Genomic DNA, 19778 nt, shown 5'->3' with positions numbered 1-19778 from the left:
GCCTGCCGGAGGGCAAAAGATGAACAATAATCCCGCCCGTTCACGTGCAGGTGTAGTATTAACGTCACTGATTAAAATTATCTTTACTGTTGCATTGGCCTATGGCCCAGCCAGTGCGGCTGGCTTGATAGTAAAGAGTGTGAGTCGCAAGCCCCTGCGTTGGTTGCTGCTGATGCTGCTTGAGCCAATGTTAAAACGCGCAATGCAGGCAGCTGCTGGCCAATTTGCCAAGGAGAAGCATGAAACGACTGCAAAATGAGATTACGTCTTTGGTTAATCGTGGGATGGATCGCCATCTGCGATTAGCGGTAACCGGCTTGAGCCGCAGCGGGAAAACTGCCTTTATTACTTCGTTAGTGAATCAATTACTTCATGTCCACAGCGGTGCACGTTTACCGCTGTTTTCGGCTGTGCGCGAAGAGCGGCTACTGGGTGTAAAACGGGTACCGCAGCGTGATTTGGGTATTCAACGTTTTACCTATGATGAAGGATTGGCGTCTTTATATGGCACACCGCCAAACTGGCCAACCCCAACCCGTGGCGTCAGTGAAATTCGCTTAGCATTGCGCTTTCGTTCTGGTGATTCGCTTTTGCGCCACTTTAAAGAGACATCGACACTTTATTTGGAGATTGTCGATTACCCCGGTGAATGGTTACTGGACCTGCCTATGTTGGAACAGGACTATTTAAGCTGGTCCCGCCAGATGGCTGGTCTACTACAAGGGGATCGCGCACAGTGGGCCAAACCTTGGCTAACATTGTGTCAGCAGTGTGATCCGTTAGCACCGGCAGACGAAAACCAGCTAGCGGCCATTGCACAGGCCTATACCGATTATCTTATTCGCTGCAAGAATGAAGGCCTGCATTTCATTCAACCCGGGCGGTTTGTCCTGCCTGGTGATATGGCTGGTGCGCCTGCACTACAGTTTTTCCCGTGGCCGGAGGTGAATGAACTGAGTGAATCACGGCTGGCGCAGGCGGATAAACATTCCAATTTGGGTATGTTACGCACCCGTTTTAGCTATTACTGCAACTCGGTGGTGAAAGGTTTTTATAAAGAACATTTTGTCCGATTTGATCGACAAATTGTGCTGGTGGATTGTTTGCAACCTTTGAACAGCGGGCCGCAGGCATTCAACGATATGCGCCTGGCTCTGACACAATTAATGCAGAGTTTCCATTACGGAAAACGAACGTTATTCCGTCGCTTATTCTCGCCGTGTATCGATAAGCTGATGTTTGCGGCGACTAAAGCGGATCACGTGACGGCGGATCAACACGCGAATCTAGTATCGTTACTCCAGCAATTGGTGCAGGAAGCCTGGCAAAATGCTGCTTTCGAAGGGATCAGTATGGATTGTGTTGGGCTAGCATCGGTACAGGCGACAGAAAGTGGCATAGTCGAACATCAGGGGCAAAAAATCCCTGCATTGCGTGGCCATCGCCTACTGGATGGTGTACCGCTGACGGTATTCCCGGGGGATGTCCCGGCGCGTTTGCCTGGTCCGGCATTCTGGCAGCAACAGGGTTTTCATTTTGATGAATTTCGTCCACAAGCGGTGAATGTTGATAGCCCATTGCCCCATATTCGGCTGGATGCAGTGATGGAGTTCTTATTGGGAGATAAGTTGCGATGAGTGAGCCGTTGAAACCACGGATAGATTTTGAACAGCCTTTGCAGCCTCTTGATGAGCCAGTATTAAAAGCAGCACAGGCTTTTGATCAACAAACCGCGGAGAACTTCTACCCTGCGGCACCTGAACTAGACGCTGAAGATGAAGAAGGGCGGGTGGAAGGGTTGGTGAATGCTGCGCTGAAACCCAAACGCAGTCTGTGGCGCAAAATGGTGACGGCCGGACTGGCACTCTTTGGTGTCAGTGTAATTGCCCAGTCAGTGCAATGGGTTAATCAGGCTTGGCAGCAGCAGGATTGGATAGCACTGGGGGCAACGACTGCCGGTGGGCTGATTGTGGTGGCCGGAGTTGGTTCGGTGTTGACCGAGTGGCGGCGTCTATACCGTTTACGCCAGCGGGCACAAGAGCGAGATATCGCACGCGAACTTTTGGTGAGTCACGGTATCGGGCAAGGGCGCACCTTTTGTGAAAAACTGGCGCGTCAGGCCGGACTGGATCAAGGGCATCCGGCACTGCAACGTTGGCAGGCGTCCTTGCATGAGACGCATAACGATCGAGAAGTGGTTGAGTTATATGCCAAACTGGTACAGCCAGCACTGGATAATCAGGCACGGGCAGAAATTAGCCGCTACGCTGCTGAATCAGCATTAATGATTGCGGTCAGTCCTCTGGCGTTGGTGGATATGGCCTTTATCGCCTGGCGTAATATTCGTCTGATTAATCGTATTGCTGCTTTGTATGGTATCGAATTGGGATATTTCAGCCGAATTCGGTTATTCCGCTTAGTGTTACTGAACATTGCTTTTGCCGGGGCTTCCGAATTGGTACGAGAAGTGGGTATGGACTGGTTGTCACAGGATTTGGCCGCGCGTTTATCGGCTCGTGCGGCGCAAGGGATCGGGGCGGGGCTACTGACCGCCCGACTGGGTATCAAAGCGATGGAGCTATGTCGCCCGTTGCCATGGCTGGATGGTGATAAACCTAAACTGGGAGATTTTCGCCGCCAGTTGATTAGCCAATTGAAAAATACGCTGCCGAAAAAAGACCAAGCTAAGCCATAGCCGGTTGGCTATTTCAATCGCGGATCGAAGGCGAAGGAGAGTGTTTTAGCGGTACTCAAACAGGCCTGAAAATCTTTGTGGCGTGGGTTGACCAGCATATTGTGTTCTGATGGCACCAGTGTGGACGGGACCAGTAATCCAATTGATGATTCTGATGCCAACCACTCGGTGCCGATATCCATCGTAGCGACAGGTGCGGGGTCGTTGCGCCAGTCAATGGGCCAATCCTGTGGCTGTAACAGCATGATATTGCTATCATCAATCTCAATTTGAAATAATTCAAACTCACTGAGTGTTGAGCTGTCTTGAATATGCACCAGTGTTTCCAGCATTGCCAGTGACACACTACTGGCTAAATAGATGGCAGCGTGGCCTTTATGATTCCAGCGGCCGCCATAGATTTCAGCGCCATAGCCGGTCCAGGTTGAAGCAAGATAACGGCGCATCACAATGCGATAGAGCATCATAAGTATTGCCCCGTCGGGTTGCTAGTAATTGTGAACTTATCCATGTCATCTTCCCTATAGAACTTTTATCCTTCCTGGCACTCAGCTATGAAAATACACCGTGTTCCAGCCGGCCAATTAAATCACAGATTTCTAGTGCGCCGGTTTCGGTCTCCAGCAGTGAGTCAGGGCTGCGATGCCCAAGCCCCTTAATTGGCGTCGACATCCAGACGATGGCTTTGCCTTTATCACCACCAAATAGATCAACGGCGGCATCCATTACTCGCACGAAACGCGCAATTCGCTCGCTTTCTTCCGGTGTGAAACGGCCATCATGGGTGCGTCTGCGGGTTAGACTACGGCTGGGAATACCGGTAGCACGCAATACTTCAGATTTAGGTATGGACGCCCAGAGATGGATGCTATCGATGACATCGACAGAAAAACCCAATTTGATGCTATCCACCAATACCGTGCCACGACTGGCCGGCAAACCAATTTCACGCCAGAGCGCCCCTGCCTTGGTTGTGGGGGTAGGCTGATAAGCTCTCATGTAACCTCCTCGGTCATATGGCTACCTCTACTATAGCCAGTTGGCCGATGGAATGCAAAGTGTCACCTCACCTTGACGAAGGGACTGATACAGTCAGGCATTATATTATTCTGAATTATTCTTATAAAAACTAATAACTCGCTAGATGTATAGCGCACAGGCGCTGAAAATCTTACCTTGCTAGTATTGGTCGGGGAAAAAATCAGCAAAAACCCGATTCCTGTCAACTTTTGCTGACAGACTGCTTCATCAGCAAGGGGGGACAGGGTATTATCATAAGCAGAGACTCCGCACCTGCACTATATAAGGTCGATACTGATGCGCTTGGAAGTTTTTTGTGAAGACCGACTCGGTCTCACCAGAGAGTTACTTGATCTCTTGGTTTTACGCAGCATTGATTTACGGGGGATCGAAATTGATCCGATAGGGCGTATTTACCTGAACTTTTCTCAACTGGATTTCAGTGTATTCAGTGCTTTAATGATGGATATTCGACGTATCGAGGGGGTAACAGACGTTCGAACCGTCTCCTTTATGCCATCAGAACGTGAACACCGCGCGCTGCGAGCGTTACTTGAATCGATGCCAGAACCGGTATTCTCCATTGATTTAAGAGGTAATCTTGAGTTAGCGAACCCTGCGGCCCGTGAGCTTTTCTCCCTTCATGAGGAGCGTATTCGCCACAAAACTGCCGGCAGCCTGCTCGGGGGATATAACTTTGCCCGTTGGTTTGAAGGGGGGGAAACCGCGCCTCATACCGAACGGGTGTTGATCAACAATCAGGATTACCTGATGGAGATAACCCCCATCGAGCTTGAAGACGAGCATCAGCAGAACCAAACAGTGGGTGCAGTGGTGATGTTAAAATCCACGGCGCGCATGGGTAAACAGTTACAAATCTTATCAGTTAACGATGATACTGAATTTAAACAGATTGTTGCCACCAGCGTTAAGATGCGCCAAGTGCTTGAGCAAGCCCGTAAATTGGCGATGCTGGATGCCCCCTTGCTATTGGTCGGTGATACCGGTACTGGTAAAGATCTCTTGGCTCACGCCTGTCACTTGCGTAGCCCGCGCGGGAAAATGCCTTTCCTTGGCCTTAATTGTGCTTCAATGCCGGACGATGTGGTAGAAAGCGAGCTATTCGGCTATGCAGCCGGGGCTTACCCGAATGCCATCGAAGGTAAAAAAGGCTTCTTTGAGCAGGCGAATGGTGGCTCGGTGCTACTGGATGAAATCGGCGAAATGTCGCCACGCATGCAAATCAAACTGTTGCGATTCCTAAACGATGGTACCTTCCGCCGTGTCGGGGAAGAACATGAAGTGCATGTCGATGTTCGGGTTATTTGCGCCACGCAAAAGAACCTGGTGGAGTTGGTTCAGCGTGGTGAGTTTCGTGAAGATCTCTATTATCGCCTTAATGTGCTGACTATCACCTTGCCACCATTGCGTGAGCGTCAGGCTGATATCATGCCACTGACCGAATTGTTCGTTGCCCGCTTTTCGGACGAACAAGGCGTGCCACGGCCGAAGTTGGCTCCTGAACTGAGCAGTTTTCTGACTAATTATGGTTGGCCCGGCAATGTACGGCAGTTGAAAAATGCCATTTATCGCGCTCTGACCCAATTGGACGGTTTCGAACTACGGCCCCAGGACATTATCTTGCCGGAGTTCGAAGTTGAAGCCGTACTGGGGGACGAAGTGCTTGATGGTTCGCTTGATGACATCAGCAAACGCTTTGAACGCTCAGTGCTGACCCGTCTTTATCGTAATTATCCCAGTACACGTAAATTGGCCAAGCGCCTTGGCGTCTCGCATACCGCGATTGCCAACAAGTTGCGCGAATATGGTTTAAGCAGTAAGCGGCCAGTCAGTGATAACAGCGAAGAAGAGTAAGCAACAGAGCAATACGTTGCTATAAATGGATTGTATTAAAAACGGATTGTATTAAAAACGGATTGTATTAAAAAACGGCTGTACCCAGATGGGCCAGCCGTTTTGAGTTAATGCTCCGGATTAGTTAAACCCAAGTTAACCAGTTACTTCAATGCTGCCAGGGCGGCATCATAGTTTGGTTCAGTGGTGATTTCGTTAACCAGTTCACTGTAGATAACGTTATCTTGCCCATCCAGAACCACCACAGCACGCGCAGTCAAACCAGCCAATGGGCCTTCGGTAATGGCCACACCATAAGCTTGTTTGAAATCGGCGCCACGCAGCGTTGATAAGGTCGTTACGTTGCTCAGGCCTTCAGCACCGCAAAAGCGTGATTGAGCGAATGGCAGGTCAGAGGAGATACAAAGAACGACAGTGTTCTCAAGTTCGCCAGCCAATTGATTGAATTTACGTACCGATGCCGCACAAACGCCGGTATCAATACTTGGGAAGATATTCAGGACTTTACGTTTGCCAATGAAGCTGCTCAGGGCAACATCAGATAAATCTTTCGCAACCAAAGTAAAGTCTTTTGCTTTATCGCCAGCTTGTGGCAGTTGACCTGCAACAGTCACTGGATTGCCTTGAAAATGTACGGTCTGTGTCATTATTTGATCCCTTTTACAGATGTGTAACACGAAGTTCAGTTTAAGGTAACAATGGCGGCTTGGATATGAGAAATTTGCTAAATAATTGAGATTTCGCTTACGTTAGGTTCTAACGTCTGATACTCAAACCCGAATTTTGCCAAGGAGCCATAATTGAGAACAATGCGTTTCTACCCTGAGGCATGGCCTTTACATTCTGCGTTTGTTATTTCCCGTGGTAGCCGCACCGAAGCCAAAGTGGTGGTCGTCGAGATTGAAGAGGACGGCATCCTGGCTTGCGGCGAATGTACGCCATATCCACATTATGGTGAAAGTGAATCATCGGTCATGGCACAGCTCGCCTTGGTTGTTAATGCCATAGAAGGTGGCATTTCACGGCAGGATTTACAGCCGCTATTACCCGCAGGGGCCGCCAGGAATGCGGTGGATTGTGCACTGTGGCAGTTGGAATGTTTACAGAACCGACAAAGTTTGTGGCACATGAGCCAGACAACGGCTATTCCCCATATTTCAATGGCTCAAACAGTCAGTATCGGCACGCCAGAAGCGATGGCGTACAGTGCCAGTGCATTGGCACATCTTGGCGCCAGATTGTTGAAAATAAAACTTGATGACCATCTTATTGCTGAGCGTTTAGTGGCGATCCGTAGTGCTGCGCCAGAAGTGACCTTAATCGTGGATGCCAATGAATCCTGGCAAACCGAAGGGCTGGTTGCCCGTTGCCAGTTACTGGCAGATTTAGGTGTGGCGATGCTGGAACAGCCGCTACCGGCCGGTGAAGATGATAGCTTGCAGAATTTTATTCATCCGTTGCCGATTTGTGCTGACGAAAGCTGCCATACGCGGGCGGATTTAGCCGGACTGGTTGGCCGCTATGACATGGTAAACATTAAACTGGACAAAAGTGGCGGGTTAACCGAAGCGTTATTGCTAGCCGAGCAGGCAAAATCACAGGGATTTGCCATTATGCTCGGTTGCATGTTGTGTACTTCCCGCGCCATACGAGCGGCCTTGCCACTGGCACCGGGCGCGCGGTTTGTTGATCTCGACGGCCCGACATGGTTGGAACAGGATATTGAGGGTGGGTTGCACTTCTCAACAGGGGCGATCGATTTGTCGGTTTAATCCGCCAACGTGAGTAAATCCACCAATGCAGCCAGATAACATTCACTGGCCGCATCGGCGGAAATTGGCGGTAATTCTGCGGTGATACACGGCAAATTGCGATCAGCGCACCAGCTACCAAATGACCCAGGTGTGGCGTAACCGACACTGTTAACGAGCGGTAATGCGAAATTGGCTGCCAACCGAGCCCCTAGCACAGAGCTATCAGGGTCTTCAATGCAGGCCAGCGGCTCATGGAATGAGACGACCCAGCGGGGAGCAAGTTGCTCAATCAAGGCGCATAAAGCTTGTGTTTCTGGCTCTGAACCTGCGTGTTCGCCCGTCAATAACCGGACATCACGTGCATCAGCGGCACTGTTCCAGCGATAAACCGTCTCGCCTGGTTGCCAGTTTTTTGCCGGGAAATTGCGATTAAGATCAACACCATTGGCATTAGCACGTAACCCTAATTGGCAACCATCCGGGTTCACTGCTAATACCACATGATGGCGCTGTTGTTCCGGGGCAATAGTGCGTAACGCGCAGGAAAGGGCAACAATGGCCGCACTTTCATCGCCATGGGTGCCGGCGATAATCAGCCCGGTGTTCACAGATGACGTGGGGGCAGGGAAGTAAAGCAGCGGTGCCCCCAGCAGCGATTGGCCGTAGTGTTGGCCTAAGGTGAACAAATTTCCTCGTGCTGAACGAGGTCGATATTGAGTCATAATGTTCTCTGTTATCCTGAACATATTTATAATACTTTCAACATAGCATTTAATATTATTTCTTTGAATCAATAAGTTATTTTTGATGCTGATGGCAATGGTTCAGAGAACCATAAAGGCTAACGTCAGTCGCTGATTGTATTGTTGAATGCAGTTTACTTTTGATGTTGCCGTGGTGAGCTATATTTTATCATCGTCAGTATAGGGTTTAATCTGCTAGTTTATATCGACAACGTGTTGAGTTGATGTTGAAGCTTTACTGTTTGATTTACTTTAAATAAATAGATCTAGAAATAATGATGCGTTAAATTTACACACACAGTAACCCCAAGGTCATGGCTGAATATTACCTACATAGAATATGTTGGTACGCGCTGTGAGTAGTTAACGTTATGAGCAGTCAGGGGCTGCTTTCGCTGACATGGACAACAACGATAAGGTTATCGATTATGCGCTATTTCCGTTATGCATTGTGTGCCGCATTAGTGGGCACCGCGTTGGGCGCAGCAAATGCTGCTGATGTTCCTGCGGGTACCGTATTGGCAGAAAAACAAGAAATCGTTCGTCATATTAAAGATGAGCCAGCCTCCCTTGATCCGATGAAAGCCGTGGGGCTCATCGAGGCTCAGGTCGCGCGTGACCTGTTTGAAGGCTTAGTGAATCAGGATGCTCAGGGCCAAATAATTCCCGGAGTGGCATTAAGCTGGCAAACAACAGATAACCAAACCTATATATTTACTTTACGTAAAGACGCTAAATGGTCTAACGGCTCACCGGTCACTGCACAGGACTTTGTTTACAGCTGGCGTCGATTAGTTGACCCTAAAAGTTTATCTCCTTTTGCCTGGTTCGCTGAATTAGCGGGGATGGAGAATGCACAGCAAATTATTTCAGGGAAAATGTCACCCGACACGCTAGGGGTGAGTGCTATTAATAATCACACCTTAAAAGTCAAACTCAGTAAACCAGTACCTTATTTCCCAAGTCTGACAGCAAATTTCAGTTTATTCCCGGTACCCCAGTCTGTTGTTGAACAATATGGTAATGATTGGACCAAAGTCGGTAATCTGGTAGGCAATGGCGCATTTAAATTACAAGATAGAGTCGTCAATGAGAAATTGGTCTTAGTACCGAATGAACATTATTGGGACCATGCGCATACGGTGCTGACCAAAGTAACGTTTATTCCAATTAATCAGGAAGCAAATGCCACTAAACGTTATCGTGCGGGTGATATTGATATTACAGAATCATTCCCGAAAAATTTATATCAGAAGTTGCTAAAAGATATTCCTGACCAGGTTTATACGCCTGATCAGCTAGGAACCTATTATTACGCCTTTAATACGCAACGTGCACCAACCAATGATATTCGCGTACGTAAAGCATTATCTTATGCGATAGATCGTAAAATCATTGCTGAAAAAGTATTAGGTACTGGAGAGAAGCCAGCTTATCACTTTACGCCTGATGTTACTGCTGGCTACCATCCGGTTGCAAATTTATTGCAGCAGCAAGATCAGGATGAATTGAACGCACAAGCCAAAGCATTGCTGCATGCTGCGGGCTATGGCCCTGATAAGCCGTTAACATTATCCCTCTTGTATAATACCTCTGATAATAATCAGAAATTAGCCATTGCCATTGCTTCTATGTGGAAGAAAACATTGGGTGTGGATGTCAAAATGATTAACCAGGAATGGAAGACATATATTGACAGCCGTAACACCGGTAATTTTGATGTGGTTCGTGCGTCATGGGTCGGTGACTATAATGAGCCGTCTACCTTCCTGTCACTGCTGACATCCACACACAGCGGAAATATCGCGAAATTTAATAGTGTAGATTATGATAAGTTACTCAATGAAGCGGGTAAACAGACCAATGCTAAAGCACTGAGTGATGATTATAATAAAGCTGAACAGATTATTGCCGAGCAAGTACCTATCGCACCTATATATCAATTTACCAATGGCCGTTTAATTAAGCCGTGGGTGAAAGGTTATCCAATCACTAACCCTGAGGATGTGGCATACAGTCAGACGATGTATATCATCAAGCACTAAAGCTGGTGTATTTCTGACAGTTAGGCCGCCAGTATTAATTGGCGGCTTTTTCTATTTTTTTAATTTTCTCTCAGTGGTGATGAGATAATTAAATCTATCTGGTCACTTTATGTTTAGATCATTTTACTACATTTAACATTGCGTTTTCTTAGTGTCAGACGGTTCTGTTATGGCTGCGGCGAGCTATCCTGGTTCATCACCTTTAAAGATCGGGTGGCTAGCGCTACACTGAGCTAATTGCATGATAAATTCCGAAATAGAGGATGTTGTTGTGGATGTAGTCGAAGGGAAAGCACTTCAAGTCTCTGATGCGGTTTATGCCTATCAACTCGATGGTAAAGGGGGGGTGACGTCAATAAGTGTTGATGCGGTCGCCACAGCGGAGCAGCCTTGCTGGTTGCATCTGGATTATACCTATCCGCAAAGTGCAGCCTGGCTGCAAAATACACCCTTACTGCCAGAGGTGGTGCGTGATGGTCTGGCGGGGGAGAGTGTGCGTCCTAAGGTCACCCGGCTGGGTGATGGCACGATGATAACCTTGCGTGGTATTAACTTTAACACCGATGCCCGTCCCGATCAGTTAGTGACGATTAGGGTCTATATCACAGACAAATTGATCGTCTCAACTCGCCATCGTAAGGTTTACTCCATCGATGATGTACTAAATGACCTGCAAAGCGGCACTGGCCCGACAGACAGTGGTAATTGGCTGGTGGAGATTGTCGATGGCCTGACCGACCATACCAGTGAGTTTATCGAAGACTTACACGACAAAATTATCGATCTTGAAGATGATTTACTGGAGCAAAAAATCCCCCAGCGTGGGCAAATGGCATTATTACGCAAGCAGCTAATTGTGTTACGCCGCTATATGGCACCACAACGCGATGTATTTTCTCGATTGGCCAGCGAGCGTTTGCCCTGGATGAATGATGATGATCGGCGTCGAATGCAGGAAATCTCAGAACGGCTGGGCCGTGGATTAGAGGATTTAGATTCAAGCATCGCCCGCACGGCAGTGCTGTCTGATGAAATTAGTTCATTAATGGCTGATGCGATGAACCGGCGGACCTATACCATGTCGCTTTTGGCAATGGTCTTTTTACCGACGACCTTTTTGACCGGTTTGTTTGGGGTCAACCTTGGTGGGATCCCCGGTAATACCGACTCTTTTGGTTTTGCGACTTTTTGCATGATGTTGGTGGCTTTGGTGTTAGGTGTTGCCTGGTGGTTAAAGCGCAGTAAATGGCTCTAATAATGAAGCGGTAGGCGCGTAAAAGAGTGTGCCAGAGATAGGGTTAATCACTGCAAAATTGAGCCACATCAAGATTTGATGGTAATGACTCAGGCATTATCACTGTGCAGGTGAATGCAACGTCAAGCGATGGGCGTTGCGCTCCATATTTGTAATACTTTTATTTTGAATTACTGCATAGCACATAATTGTTACGATGCCGATGTTGTCTCAACATCGGCATTTTTTTTATGCATTTTTAGCAAGATATTTAATTCCTTTCAACCTGCTCAGGGTTGCTGCAATTTCTACTGTTTCATGGATGCATAAACTTACGTATAATAACGCTTTACTTTTTCACTCGGAATTAGTCGCTCTGAACGTTATTAGAGACCTGATAAGTATTTATGAATCAAGAAGATACAAGAAAAGAAACCCTTGAGTTCAATAAACTCCAGAAGCGCATTCGGAGAAATGTCGGCAACGCTATCACCGATTACAACATGATCGAAGATAATGACGTTGTAATGGCATGCATGAGTGGTGGGAAGGACTCGTTTGCAATGTTGGACATCCTGCTCGGCCTACAAAAGGTTGCGCCGATCAAGTTCGATGTTATTGCGGTAAATTTAGACCAAAAACAGCCTGGTTTTCCTGAGCATATTCTGCCTGAGTATCTTGAAAGCCTTAATATCCCTTATTATATTGTAGATAAAGATACTTATTCGGTTGTTAAAGAGAAAATACCTGAAGGTAAAACAACCTGCGGGCTATGTTCTCGTCTACGCAGAGGAACATTGTATTCATTTGCGGAGAAGATTGGCGCTACAAAAATCGCGCTCGGTCACCATATGGATGACATTGTTGAAACGCTATTTTTGAATATTTTCCATGGTGCACGCATGAAAGCGATGCCGCCAAAATTACGTTCTGACGATGGACGTAATATTGTTATCAGGCCGCTGGCATATTGCCGCGAGAAAGACCTGATTAAGTATTCTGAGTATAAAACTTTTCCAATAATTCCATGTAACCTGTGTGGTTCGCAGGAGAATTTGCAACGCCAGGCGATTAAAACCATGCTAGGCGAATGGGATAAAAAAGATCCGGGACGGGTTGAGAGTGTATTTAAGTCAATACAAAACGTAAGCCCAAGCCAGTTAGCTGACCGTAACCTTTTTGATTTCGTCAACCTGCCGTTAGATCGTGACGGGGATAGGGAAGAGTACGCGTTTAGTGAAGCAACGGTTTCTTCTACCAATATCAATAACGCCCTGTATATAGATGTAACCAATCTCTGATTTTATTTATCTATTAAGTTAACGCGGTAATATCACCTTTGACCCATTCTGCTATTCCCCCATTGATTTATGGGGGAATACTCAGTACGAGAAAAACAATAGAATAGGGTGCCCCCAGAATCAAAACCCGCAGTACAACGCCCCGAATGAGGCGTTGTTATCCTGCTGATAAACGATGTTGATACTGAGTGGACTTATCCCTCAGAGGCGGTTTTTTCTGTTTTCCCTGCCAGTAAGCTCAGGAAGTCGTAGCGTTTTTTCAAGTCTTTCTCCGCCGCCGCGTACAACTGTGCCGCCACCTCCGGCTCTTGGGTATTGAGTCGGCGGAAACGTTGCTCATTCAGCAGTGTGGTGGTCAGGTCACTGCTTGGTGGGCGGGAGTCCAATGCCAAGGCCGCTTTGCCTTCGTCAGTGCGGCGTGGGTCAAAGCGGTATAGCGGCCAGAAACCGGTGGCGGTTAATTGCTTCATCTGATCATGGCTGTAGGCCAAATCATAACCATGCTCCTCACACGGACTGTAAGCGATAATCAGCGATGGGCCAGGATAAGCTTCCGCTTCTTGAATGGCTTTTACCGTCTGATTGAGCTGCGCTCCCAGCGAAATCTGGGCAACATAGACATGGCCATACATCATCATACTGACGCCTAAGTCTTTGCGCGCCTTACGTTTGCCATGCTCACCAAATTTAGTGACCGCCCCGAGCGGGGTCGCTTTAGATTGCTGGCCGCCGGTGTTGGAGTAACACTGGGTATCGAGCACCAGCACATTGACGTTTTCTGTTAGGCTCAATATATGGTCAAGTCCACCAAAACCAATGTCATATGCCCAGCCATCGCCACCAATCAACCAGATGGATTTATCGACTAAATAATCCGCATCCGTTGCCAATTGTTGAGCATCATTGCCTGGGATGTCACGCAATAGCTGACGCAATTGAGAGACTTGCTCACGGCGTACTTCTGGCGTGGCATCCTGAAGAATTAACTGATCGACCAGCTCTTGCGGTAACTGTGGTGCCAGTTGGTTGATTAGGCGAGTTACCCGCTGACGATGCTGATCGACGGTGAGGCGGAAGCCCAGACCGAACTCGGCATTATCTTCGAACAGTGAGTTAGCCCATGCCGGACCACGACCATCGGCGTTGGTGGTATAAGGCGTGGTAGGTAGATTGCCGCCATAGATTGATGAGCAACCGGTGGCGTTGGCAATTAATAGACGATCGCCATATAACTGGGTCAACAGCTTAATATACGGTGTTTCGCCACAACCCGAACAGGCTCCAGAGTATTCAAACAGCGGGGAAATCAATTGTGACGTACGGATATCAATACGTTCAATTTGGGTTTTATCGATTTCCGGCAATTTGAGGAAGAAGTCATAGTGTGTTTTTTCTTCCACCAGGTGCTCCAGCCGTGGTTGCATGTTGATGGCTTTGATTTCAGGATTCTGGCGATCTTTGGCCGGACAGACTTCATAGCACAGGTTACATCCGGTGCAATCTTCCGGCGCAACTTGTAACACATACTTCTGCCCACGCATATCACGGGCTTTGACATCGAGTGACTGCAAGCTGTCAGGTGCACCAGACATAGCCTCTGGCGGTACCACTTTGGCACGGATTGCTGAGTGTGGGCAGGCGGCAACGCAGTGGTTGCACTGGGTACAGAGGTCGGGCTGCCAGATAGGAATATTTTCTGCAATATTGCGTTTTTCCCACTGGGTCGTACCCACCGGCCAGGTTCCATCAGGCGGGAAGGCTGATACTGGCAGTGCGTCCCCCAAACCAGCCAACATGGTTGCGGTAACTGTTTTGACGAAATCAGGTGCTTGATCGGAGACGATCGGTGGCCACATCGGGCTATTTTCATTAATCGGTTGTAGCGGGATTTCAATCAGTGCATCAAGGGTCGCATCCAGCGCCTGCCAGTTGCGCGTGACAATTTCTGGCCCTTTATTACTGTAGCTACGATCAATTGCGGCCCGCAACTGCTGTTGCGCCATCGCAGTGGGTAAAATCTGTGTCAGATGGAAGAACGCCATCTGCATCACGGTATTAATACGAGCGCCCAGTTTGCATTCACGGGCAATTTTGGCTGCATTGATCACAAACAGCCGTGCATTGCGCTGGTGCAATACGGCCTGCACTTCTTGTGGTAGGCGAGACCACATTTCGTCTGCACTGAATGGGGTATTAATCAGGAAGATACCACCCGGTTTCAGCCGTTCGGCCATTTGGTAGATATCAATAAACTGCAACTGGTGGCAACCGACAAAATCGGCGTGGCTGACCAAATAGGCGGAATTGATCGGAGTTTCACTGACGCGCAAGTGCGAGACCGTCAGGCCACCCGCTTTTTTCGAGTCATAAACAAAATAACCCTGTGCATACAGTGAGGTACTGTTGCCGATTATCTTGATGTTGTTTTTAGTGGCAGAGACCGAACCATCACTGCCCAGGCCATAGAACAGCGCCTCCAGTGTGGCGCGTTGTTCTATCTTTTCGTCAGTCAATGGCAATGACAGACCAGTAACATCATCAAAAATCCCTACGGTGAAACGTGGACGAGGCAAATCCAATGTCAACTCTTTGAAAATGGCGAGAGCACAATCAGGGCCAAACTCCTTGGAAGACAAACCATAACGACCACCAATCACTTTCGGTAATGTGGCGCGTTCGCCACGGCTATAGGCTTCAGCCAATGCGGTCATCACATCAAGATAGAGTGGCTCGGCCAGTGCACCCGGTTCTTTGGTGCGATCCAACACGGCCACTTTTATTACTGATTGGGGTAAGACACTCAACAGCTGCGCCGCAGAGAAAGGGCGGAATAGACGCACTTTAAGCACGCCGACTTTTTCGCCGCGCGTCAACAAAGTATCGATCACTTCTTCGCAGGTGCCGATAGCGGAACCCATTAAGATAATGACACGCTCTGCCTGTGGGTGGCCGTAATATTCAAATGGTTTATATTCGCGCCCAGTGGCCTCGGCAAAAGCGGCCATGGCATCAGCAACATGCTGATAGGTGTTGTTATACCAAGGGTTGGTCGCTTCACGCGACTGGAAATAGGTATCAGGGTTGGCAGAGGTACCGCGCACAACCGGACTCTCCGGTGACAGCGCTCGGCTGCGGTGGCCATCTATCCCTTTTTGCGGCAATAATTGGCGTAGCGTGTCATCATCGAGTGGCACAATTTTATTGATTTCATGTGAGGTGCGGAAACCATCAAAGAAATGAATAAATGGAATGCGACTATTGAGCGTCGCTACCTGTGAAATCAGGGCGAAATCCTGCGCTTCTTGCACGCTGCTGGCGCACAGCATGGCACAACCGGTCTGGCGCACGGCCATAACATCGGAGTGATCACCAAAGATGGATAAGGCATGAGTCGCAATGGTTCGGGCTGCAACATGCAGTACGAAAGGGGTCAGTTCACCCGCTAACTTATACAACGTGGGGATCATCAACAGCAATCCCTGCGAAGAGGTAAAGGAGGTCGACAGCGCGCCAGTTTGTAGTGCGCCATGCACAGTGGCAATGGCGCCGCCTTCTGACTGCATTTCAACCACGCGGGGAACGTCTCCCCAAATATTGACTTTACCATCACCTGACCATGCATCAGCAAGCTCTGCCATGGTAGAACTGGGTGTAATAGGGTAGATAGCAATAACTTCGCTGGCGCGATAGGCCACAGAAGCTACTGCACTGTTACCGTCAGTAGTAATCATTAATTTATACCTTCACATTGCTTGTCACGCAGAGACCAAAGTAGTAATGGGTGCCTCTGACGGTTAACGAATTATTTGAACTAATACTGAAATTCTAGCAGAGTGCATTTTTGTCAGTTATCGAGTTTGTGTGGCTGGGGGGCTAAATGCTTTCAGTTAAAATGCAGAAAATAAGCCAGTAGCGCAGGCAAAGCTTATATAGATGTTATTCGGATAATAATTATTACAATTAGAAAACTATTTATTGCACTGCTCAGATATCGCTTGGTGAAGCAATACCTATGGGTGCTTTTGTAAAATAATTGTGAAACTGAATTAGATTTAATGAACATTTAATATGGGACGGGCATAATGTTGACCCAATACTGAAATGAGAAAATGATGATGAGCGGTTTCATGTATTTAATGATGGCAATTGTTGCCGAAGTGGTGGCTACTACGATGCTGAAAGCATCTGATGGGTTTACCCGATTGGTACCCTCAATTGTGGTGGTTATTGGCTACGGCATTGCATTTTGGGGGCTTTCGCAGGTGGTTAAAACCATGCCATTAGGTATCGCTTATGCCATCTGGTCAGGGTTGGGTATTGTTTTGGTGTCGATCGCCGCTACCTTTATGTACCAACAAAAGCTTGATTGGGCAGCCATTGCCGGGATGACGCTAATCATTGCGGGGGTTATGGTGATTAATCTGCTGTCTAAGACACCCATGCATTAATCACGCCTGTAGGATACAGGCGGAACTCATCTATTAGCGCGTTATCGTGGTGGGGCGGGATAACACGCTAATGAGTGATGGTCGGTGTCACTGAAACGTAGGACAACGTCCTTTTCAACTATTTAATGTCTAATTGATGTATGCCATCAATAGACAATAACGTCTCATAAAACTGATCGAGACTTTTTCTAGGTGACAAGGTCACTTCCATGGTCAGTTCACAATCGGTATCCTTCTCTTCACGTTTTTGTACCACTGACAGGTTAATTGGCCGCAGTCGCAGTTTTTGCAATGCGACCAGAATAAGTGGCACACTTTCGGGTAATAGTTTGATCGAGACATAATGGTGCTGGCCAAGCAGGCGATTACTCAATTGGCGGAAGATCTCCAGTACCACCAGTGTCATTAGCGTGCCATAGATGCCAATTTCATACAGGCCGCTACCAATCACCAGGCCGATAGCCGCTGTTACCCACATACCGGCTGCGGTTGTTAGGCCTTTAACCATCTGCTTTTGAATCATAATCGTCCCGGCTCCCAGGAACCCCATGCCGCTGACAACCTGTGCTGCGACTCGACTAGGGTCAAAACTGACGTGTTCCAGTGTCAGTAAGTCCTCGAAACCGTATTTTGAAACAATCATAAACATGGCACTGCCGATGCCAACCAGGATATGAGTACGCAATCCTGCTTCTTTTGACCGCAATTGACGTTCAATACCTATTAACCCACCCAGCAATCCGGCAAGGGCTATTCGTAGCAGTAAATCAGTGATCATAGTTATTCCCGTTTTATTTTTATCCAAATCGTAGGTAACTGATTCTCTATCTAATTAGTCTCGGTTTGGTTATTTCGCCAAATTTTTAACAGCAAACTACCTTGATAATTCGGCTATTCACCTTGTTACAGGTTAAGTTTAATTATCGAATTTGCGCTTATTTATGTTGTGTTTTAATTATAACAGATATTATATAAGCCAATTAGCGTAGACGAAATTGCATTAAACAATAGATTTATGCCTTTCTCATGCCGGAGCAGAAGAATGAAAGTATTATCAATGTTTGTGGGTGGCGCTGTGTTCTTTTTAGCCGCCTGTAGCAGCAATGACCCAACGGATACAGCTTTAAATAATGTTGATGCCTATGAACCCGTGCAACAAGCCACCAGCGCCAGTGTCCACCATAATATTAATATGGCCAATCCGGCGGCAGTCAATTGTGCCAATGCCGGTGGTGTATTAACCATTGCCAAACAACTCAATGGTGGCAGCGTAGGGATGTGTCAGTTACCCGATGGTAAACGTTGTGAAGAATGGGCGTTAATGCGCGGCGCTTGTCCGGCACGTTGATACCCGCCATCTTTCAAGTCTCAGGTGTATTGGCTACTTCTGTTTGCCGCCTGCCTGTGCTCGAAATCTATTGGGTATCCCATGCTGCCGCTTGTTATAACGTATAAATAATCAGGCGGTAATAATATTCGGGCAGGGTTCACCCTTTTTCAACTGGGCAATATTCTGCATTGTGGTGGCCGAAATACTGGTCAGCGCCTCTTCGGTCAGAAACGCCTGATGCCCGGTAAATAACACGTTATGACAAGAAGATAAACGGCGGAAAACATCATCCTGAATCACATCGTTGGATTTGTCTTCAAAGAACAGGTCACGTTCATTTTCATACACATCCATGCCGAGCGAACCTATTTTTTGCTGTTTTAGGGCATCAATGGCTGCGGTAGAGTCAATCAGACCACCTCTACTGGTGTTGATGATCATTACACCGTTTTTCATTTGATCAAATGATTGTTTATTAAGCAGATGATGGTTTTCCGGTGTCATCGGGCAATGCAAGGAAATAACATCAGATTCAGCATATAGCGTTTTGAGATCGACATATTCAGCACCCAGTTCCAGAGCTTGCGCACTTGGATAGGGGTCAAAAGCGAGCAGACGCATACCAAAACCCTTCAGAATGCGCATGGTTGCCACACCAATTTTACCGGTACCGATAATCCCGGCAGTGCGGTTATGCATATTGAAGCCGATCAGTCCTTCCAGCGAGAAGTTGGCATCACGGGTGCGCTGATAAGCACGATGAATTCGGCGGTTAAGGCTCATCATCATACCCACAGCATGTTCAGCGACCGCCTCAGGTGAATAGGCAGGGACACGAACTACCTGAATTCCCAGTTCTTTCGCGGCTTCCAGATCCACATTATTGAAACCAGCGCAACGCAACGCTAGAATCTCGACGCCGACACTTTTCAGTTCTTCCAATGTCGCACGACAACCATCATCGTTGACGAAAAGACAGACCGCATCACAGCCAGCAGCCATTTTTGCTGTTTTTGGCGTTAACAGAAAATCGAAAAACTCTAATTCAAAGCCAAAATCTTTGTTGACCAATTCGAGGTATTTACGGTCATACTGTTTAGTACTGTAAACGGCTAATTTCATCGCGATATCTCCGCTAAAATATTGTGATCAATCTAACAGATTTGAATAAATCATACAATTTGCCACAATAATAAGTTAAATAGAGCACTTGTAACTTTTTCATGCCAAAGAGATAAGGTTTTTATTCCAACTTTCAATGGCAACAGTTTTGTCTGAGTTGCAAGGGTAGCGTTATCTATTATGGTATCTTGCAGTGATTTGATTAAAGCAC

General features: G+C 47.5%; 17 protein-coding genes. 10 read left to right on the top strand and 7 right to left on the bottom strand.

The features are described 5' to 3' along the window. Positions 1-19 precede the first annotated feature (19 nt). From pspD to Q2T72_RS11745, 3 genes are read left to right on the top strand one after another with little or no spacing between them, the layout of a single operon-like run. Positions 20-259, top strand: a complete 240-nt coding sequence (gene pspD / locus Q2T72_RS11755; protein WP_372569217.1) for a phage shock protein PspD — start codon at positions 20-22, stop codon at positions 257-259. Next, positions 240-1637 carry a YcjX family protein gene (locus Q2T72_RS11750; protein WP_083158770.1) on the top strand — a complete coding sequence of 466 codons (1398 nt, stop codon included), beginning with the start codon at positions 240-242 and terminating at the stop codon, positions 1635-1637. Before pspD ends, Q2T72_RS11750 begins: the two co-directional genes overlap by 20 nt. Further along, the gene (locus Q2T72_RS11745; RefSeq protein ID WP_083158771.1) at positions 1634-2695 is read left to right on the top strand and encodes a YcjF family protein; all 1062 of its coding nucleotides are present in this window, start codon (positions 1634-1636) and stop codon (positions 2693-2695) included. The genes Q2T72_RS11750 and Q2T72_RS11745 overlap by 4 nt, the downstream gene beginning before the upstream one ends. An 8-nt stretch (positions 2696-2703) precedes the next feature. Here the strand turns inward: Q2T72_RS11745 and Q2T72_RS11740 are convergent, their stop codons facing one another. Both Q2T72_RS11740 and Q2T72_RS11735 read right to left on the bottom strand, forming a co-directional pair. Next, positions 2704-3162: an RES family NAD+ phosphorylase gene (locus tag Q2T72_RS11740; RefSeq protein ID WP_372569216.1), complete on the bottom strand. Its 459-nt coding sequence runs from the start codon at positions 3160-3162 to the stop codon at positions 2704-2706. An 85-nt stretch (positions 3163-3247) separates the two neighbouring features. Next, the gene (locus tag Q2T72_RS11735; protein ID WP_083158773.1) at positions 3248-3694 is read right to left on the bottom strand and encodes a DUF2384 domain-containing protein; all 447 of its coding nucleotides are present in this window, start codon (positions 3692-3694) and stop codon (positions 3248-3250) included. 318 nt (positions 3695-4012) lie between these two features. On the opposite strand from Q2T72_RS11735, the gene tyrR reads away from it, so the two are divergent. Beyond that, complete coding sequence (gene tyrR, locus Q2T72_RS11730; RefSeq protein ID WP_083158774.1) at positions 4013-5590, top strand: transcriptional regulator TyrR; 1578 nt, start codon at positions 4013-4015, stop codon at positions 5588-5590. Between the two features lie 143 nt (positions 5591-5733). On the opposite strand, the gene tpx is transcribed toward tyrR, so the two are convergent. Further along, positions 5734-6237, bottom strand: coding sequence for a thiol peroxidase (tpx, locus tag Q2T72_RS11725; protein ID WP_083158775.1), 504 nt, complete (start codon positions 6235-6237; stop codon positions 5734-5736). Positions 6238-6390: 153 nt separating this feature from the next. On the opposite strand from tpx, the gene ycjG reads away from it, so the two are divergent. Next, positions 6391-7362 (top strand): L-Ala-D/L-Glu epimerase, encoded by a 972-nt coding sequence (ycjG, locus tag Q2T72_RS11720; protein ID WP_372569215.1) that lies wholly within the window; start codon positions 6391-6393, stop codon positions 7360-7362. Here the strand turns inward: ycjG and mpaA are convergent. Next, entirely contained in the window at positions 7359-8066 is a 708-nt protein-coding gene (mpaA, locus tag Q2T72_RS11715; RefSeq protein ID WP_083158777.1) for a murein tripeptide amidase MpaA, read from the bottom strand. The genes ycjG and mpaA overlap by 4 nt on opposite strands. A gap of 449 nt (positions 8067-8515) precedes the next feature. Here mpaA and Q2T72_RS11710 point away from each other — a divergent pair, with 449 nt between their 5' ends. The 3 genes from Q2T72_RS11710 to ttcA all read left to right on the top strand — a co-directional run bounded on the left by Q2T72_RS11710 (position 8516) and on the right by ttcA (position 12667). Continuing rightward, positions 8516-10132, top strand: coding sequence for an ABC transporter substrate-binding protein (locus Q2T72_RS11710; protein WP_083158778.1), 1617 nt, complete (start codon positions 8516-8518; stop codon positions 10130-10132). Between the two features lie 271 nt (positions 10133-10403). Beyond that, the gene (zntB, locus tag Q2T72_RS11705; protein ID WP_083158779.1) at positions 10404-11387 is read left to right on the top strand and encodes a zinc transporter ZntB; all 984 of its coding nucleotides are present in this window, start codon (positions 10404-10406) and stop codon (positions 11385-11387) included. A 386-nt stretch (positions 11388-11773) separates the two neighbouring features. Continuing rightward, positions 11774-12667 (top strand): tRNA 2-thiocytidine(32) synthetase TtcA, encoded by an 894-nt coding sequence (ttcA, locus tag Q2T72_RS11700; protein ID WP_083158780.1) that lies wholly within the window; start codon positions 11774-11776, stop codon positions 12665-12667. A 194-nt stretch (positions 12668-12861) separates the two neighbouring features. Here the strand turns inward: ttcA and nifJ are convergent, their stop codons facing one another. Beyond that, on the bottom strand, positions 12862-16398 hold the full coding sequence (nifJ, locus tag Q2T72_RS11695) for a pyruvate:ferredoxin (flavodoxin) oxidoreductase (protein ID WP_372569214.1): 3537 nt from the start codon (positions 16396-16398) through the stop codon (positions 12862-12864). Between the two features lie 384 nt (positions 16399-16782). Here nifJ and Q2T72_RS11690 point away from each other — a divergent pair, with 384 nt between their 5' ends. After that, positions 16783-17115, top strand: a complete 333-nt coding sequence (locus tag Q2T72_RS11690) for a multidrug efflux SMR transporter (RefSeq protein ID WP_083163615.1) — start codon at positions 16783-16785, stop codon at positions 17113-17115. Between the two features lie 118 nt (positions 17116-17233). Here the strand turns inward: Q2T72_RS11690 and Q2T72_RS11685 are convergent, their stop codons facing one another. Continuing rightward, positions 17234-17893, bottom strand: coding sequence for an MgtC/SapB family protein (locus Q2T72_RS11685; protein WP_083158782.1), 660 nt, complete (start codon positions 17891-17893; stop codon positions 17234-17236). Positions 17894-18157: 264 nt separating this feature from the next. On the opposite strand from Q2T72_RS11685, the gene Q2T72_RS11680 reads away from it, so the two are divergent. Then, entirely contained in the window at positions 18158-18463 is a 306-nt protein-coding gene (locus Q2T72_RS11680) for a DUF333 domain-containing protein (RefSeq protein ID WP_083158783.1), read from the top strand. A gap of 111 nt (positions 18464-18574) precedes the next feature. Here the strand turns inward: Q2T72_RS11680 and Q2T72_RS11675 are convergent, their stop codons facing one another. Beyond that, positions 18575-19567, bottom strand: a complete 993-nt coding sequence (locus Q2T72_RS11675; protein ID WP_083158784.1) for a 2-hydroxyacid dehydrogenase — start codon at positions 19565-19567, stop codon at positions 18575-18577. Positions 19568-19778 lie beyond the last annotated feature (211 nt).

Origin of the sequence: Yersinia sp. 2466 StPb PI (genome assembly GCF_041538325.1) — a bacterium.
GTDB lineage: Bacteria > Pseudomonadota > Gammaproteobacteria > Enterobacterales > Enterobacteriaceae > Yersinia > Yersinia enterocolitica_E.
The sequence above is the reverse complement of the archived record's forward strand: the minus strand, read 5'-3'. Positions and strand labels throughout refer to the sequence as shown.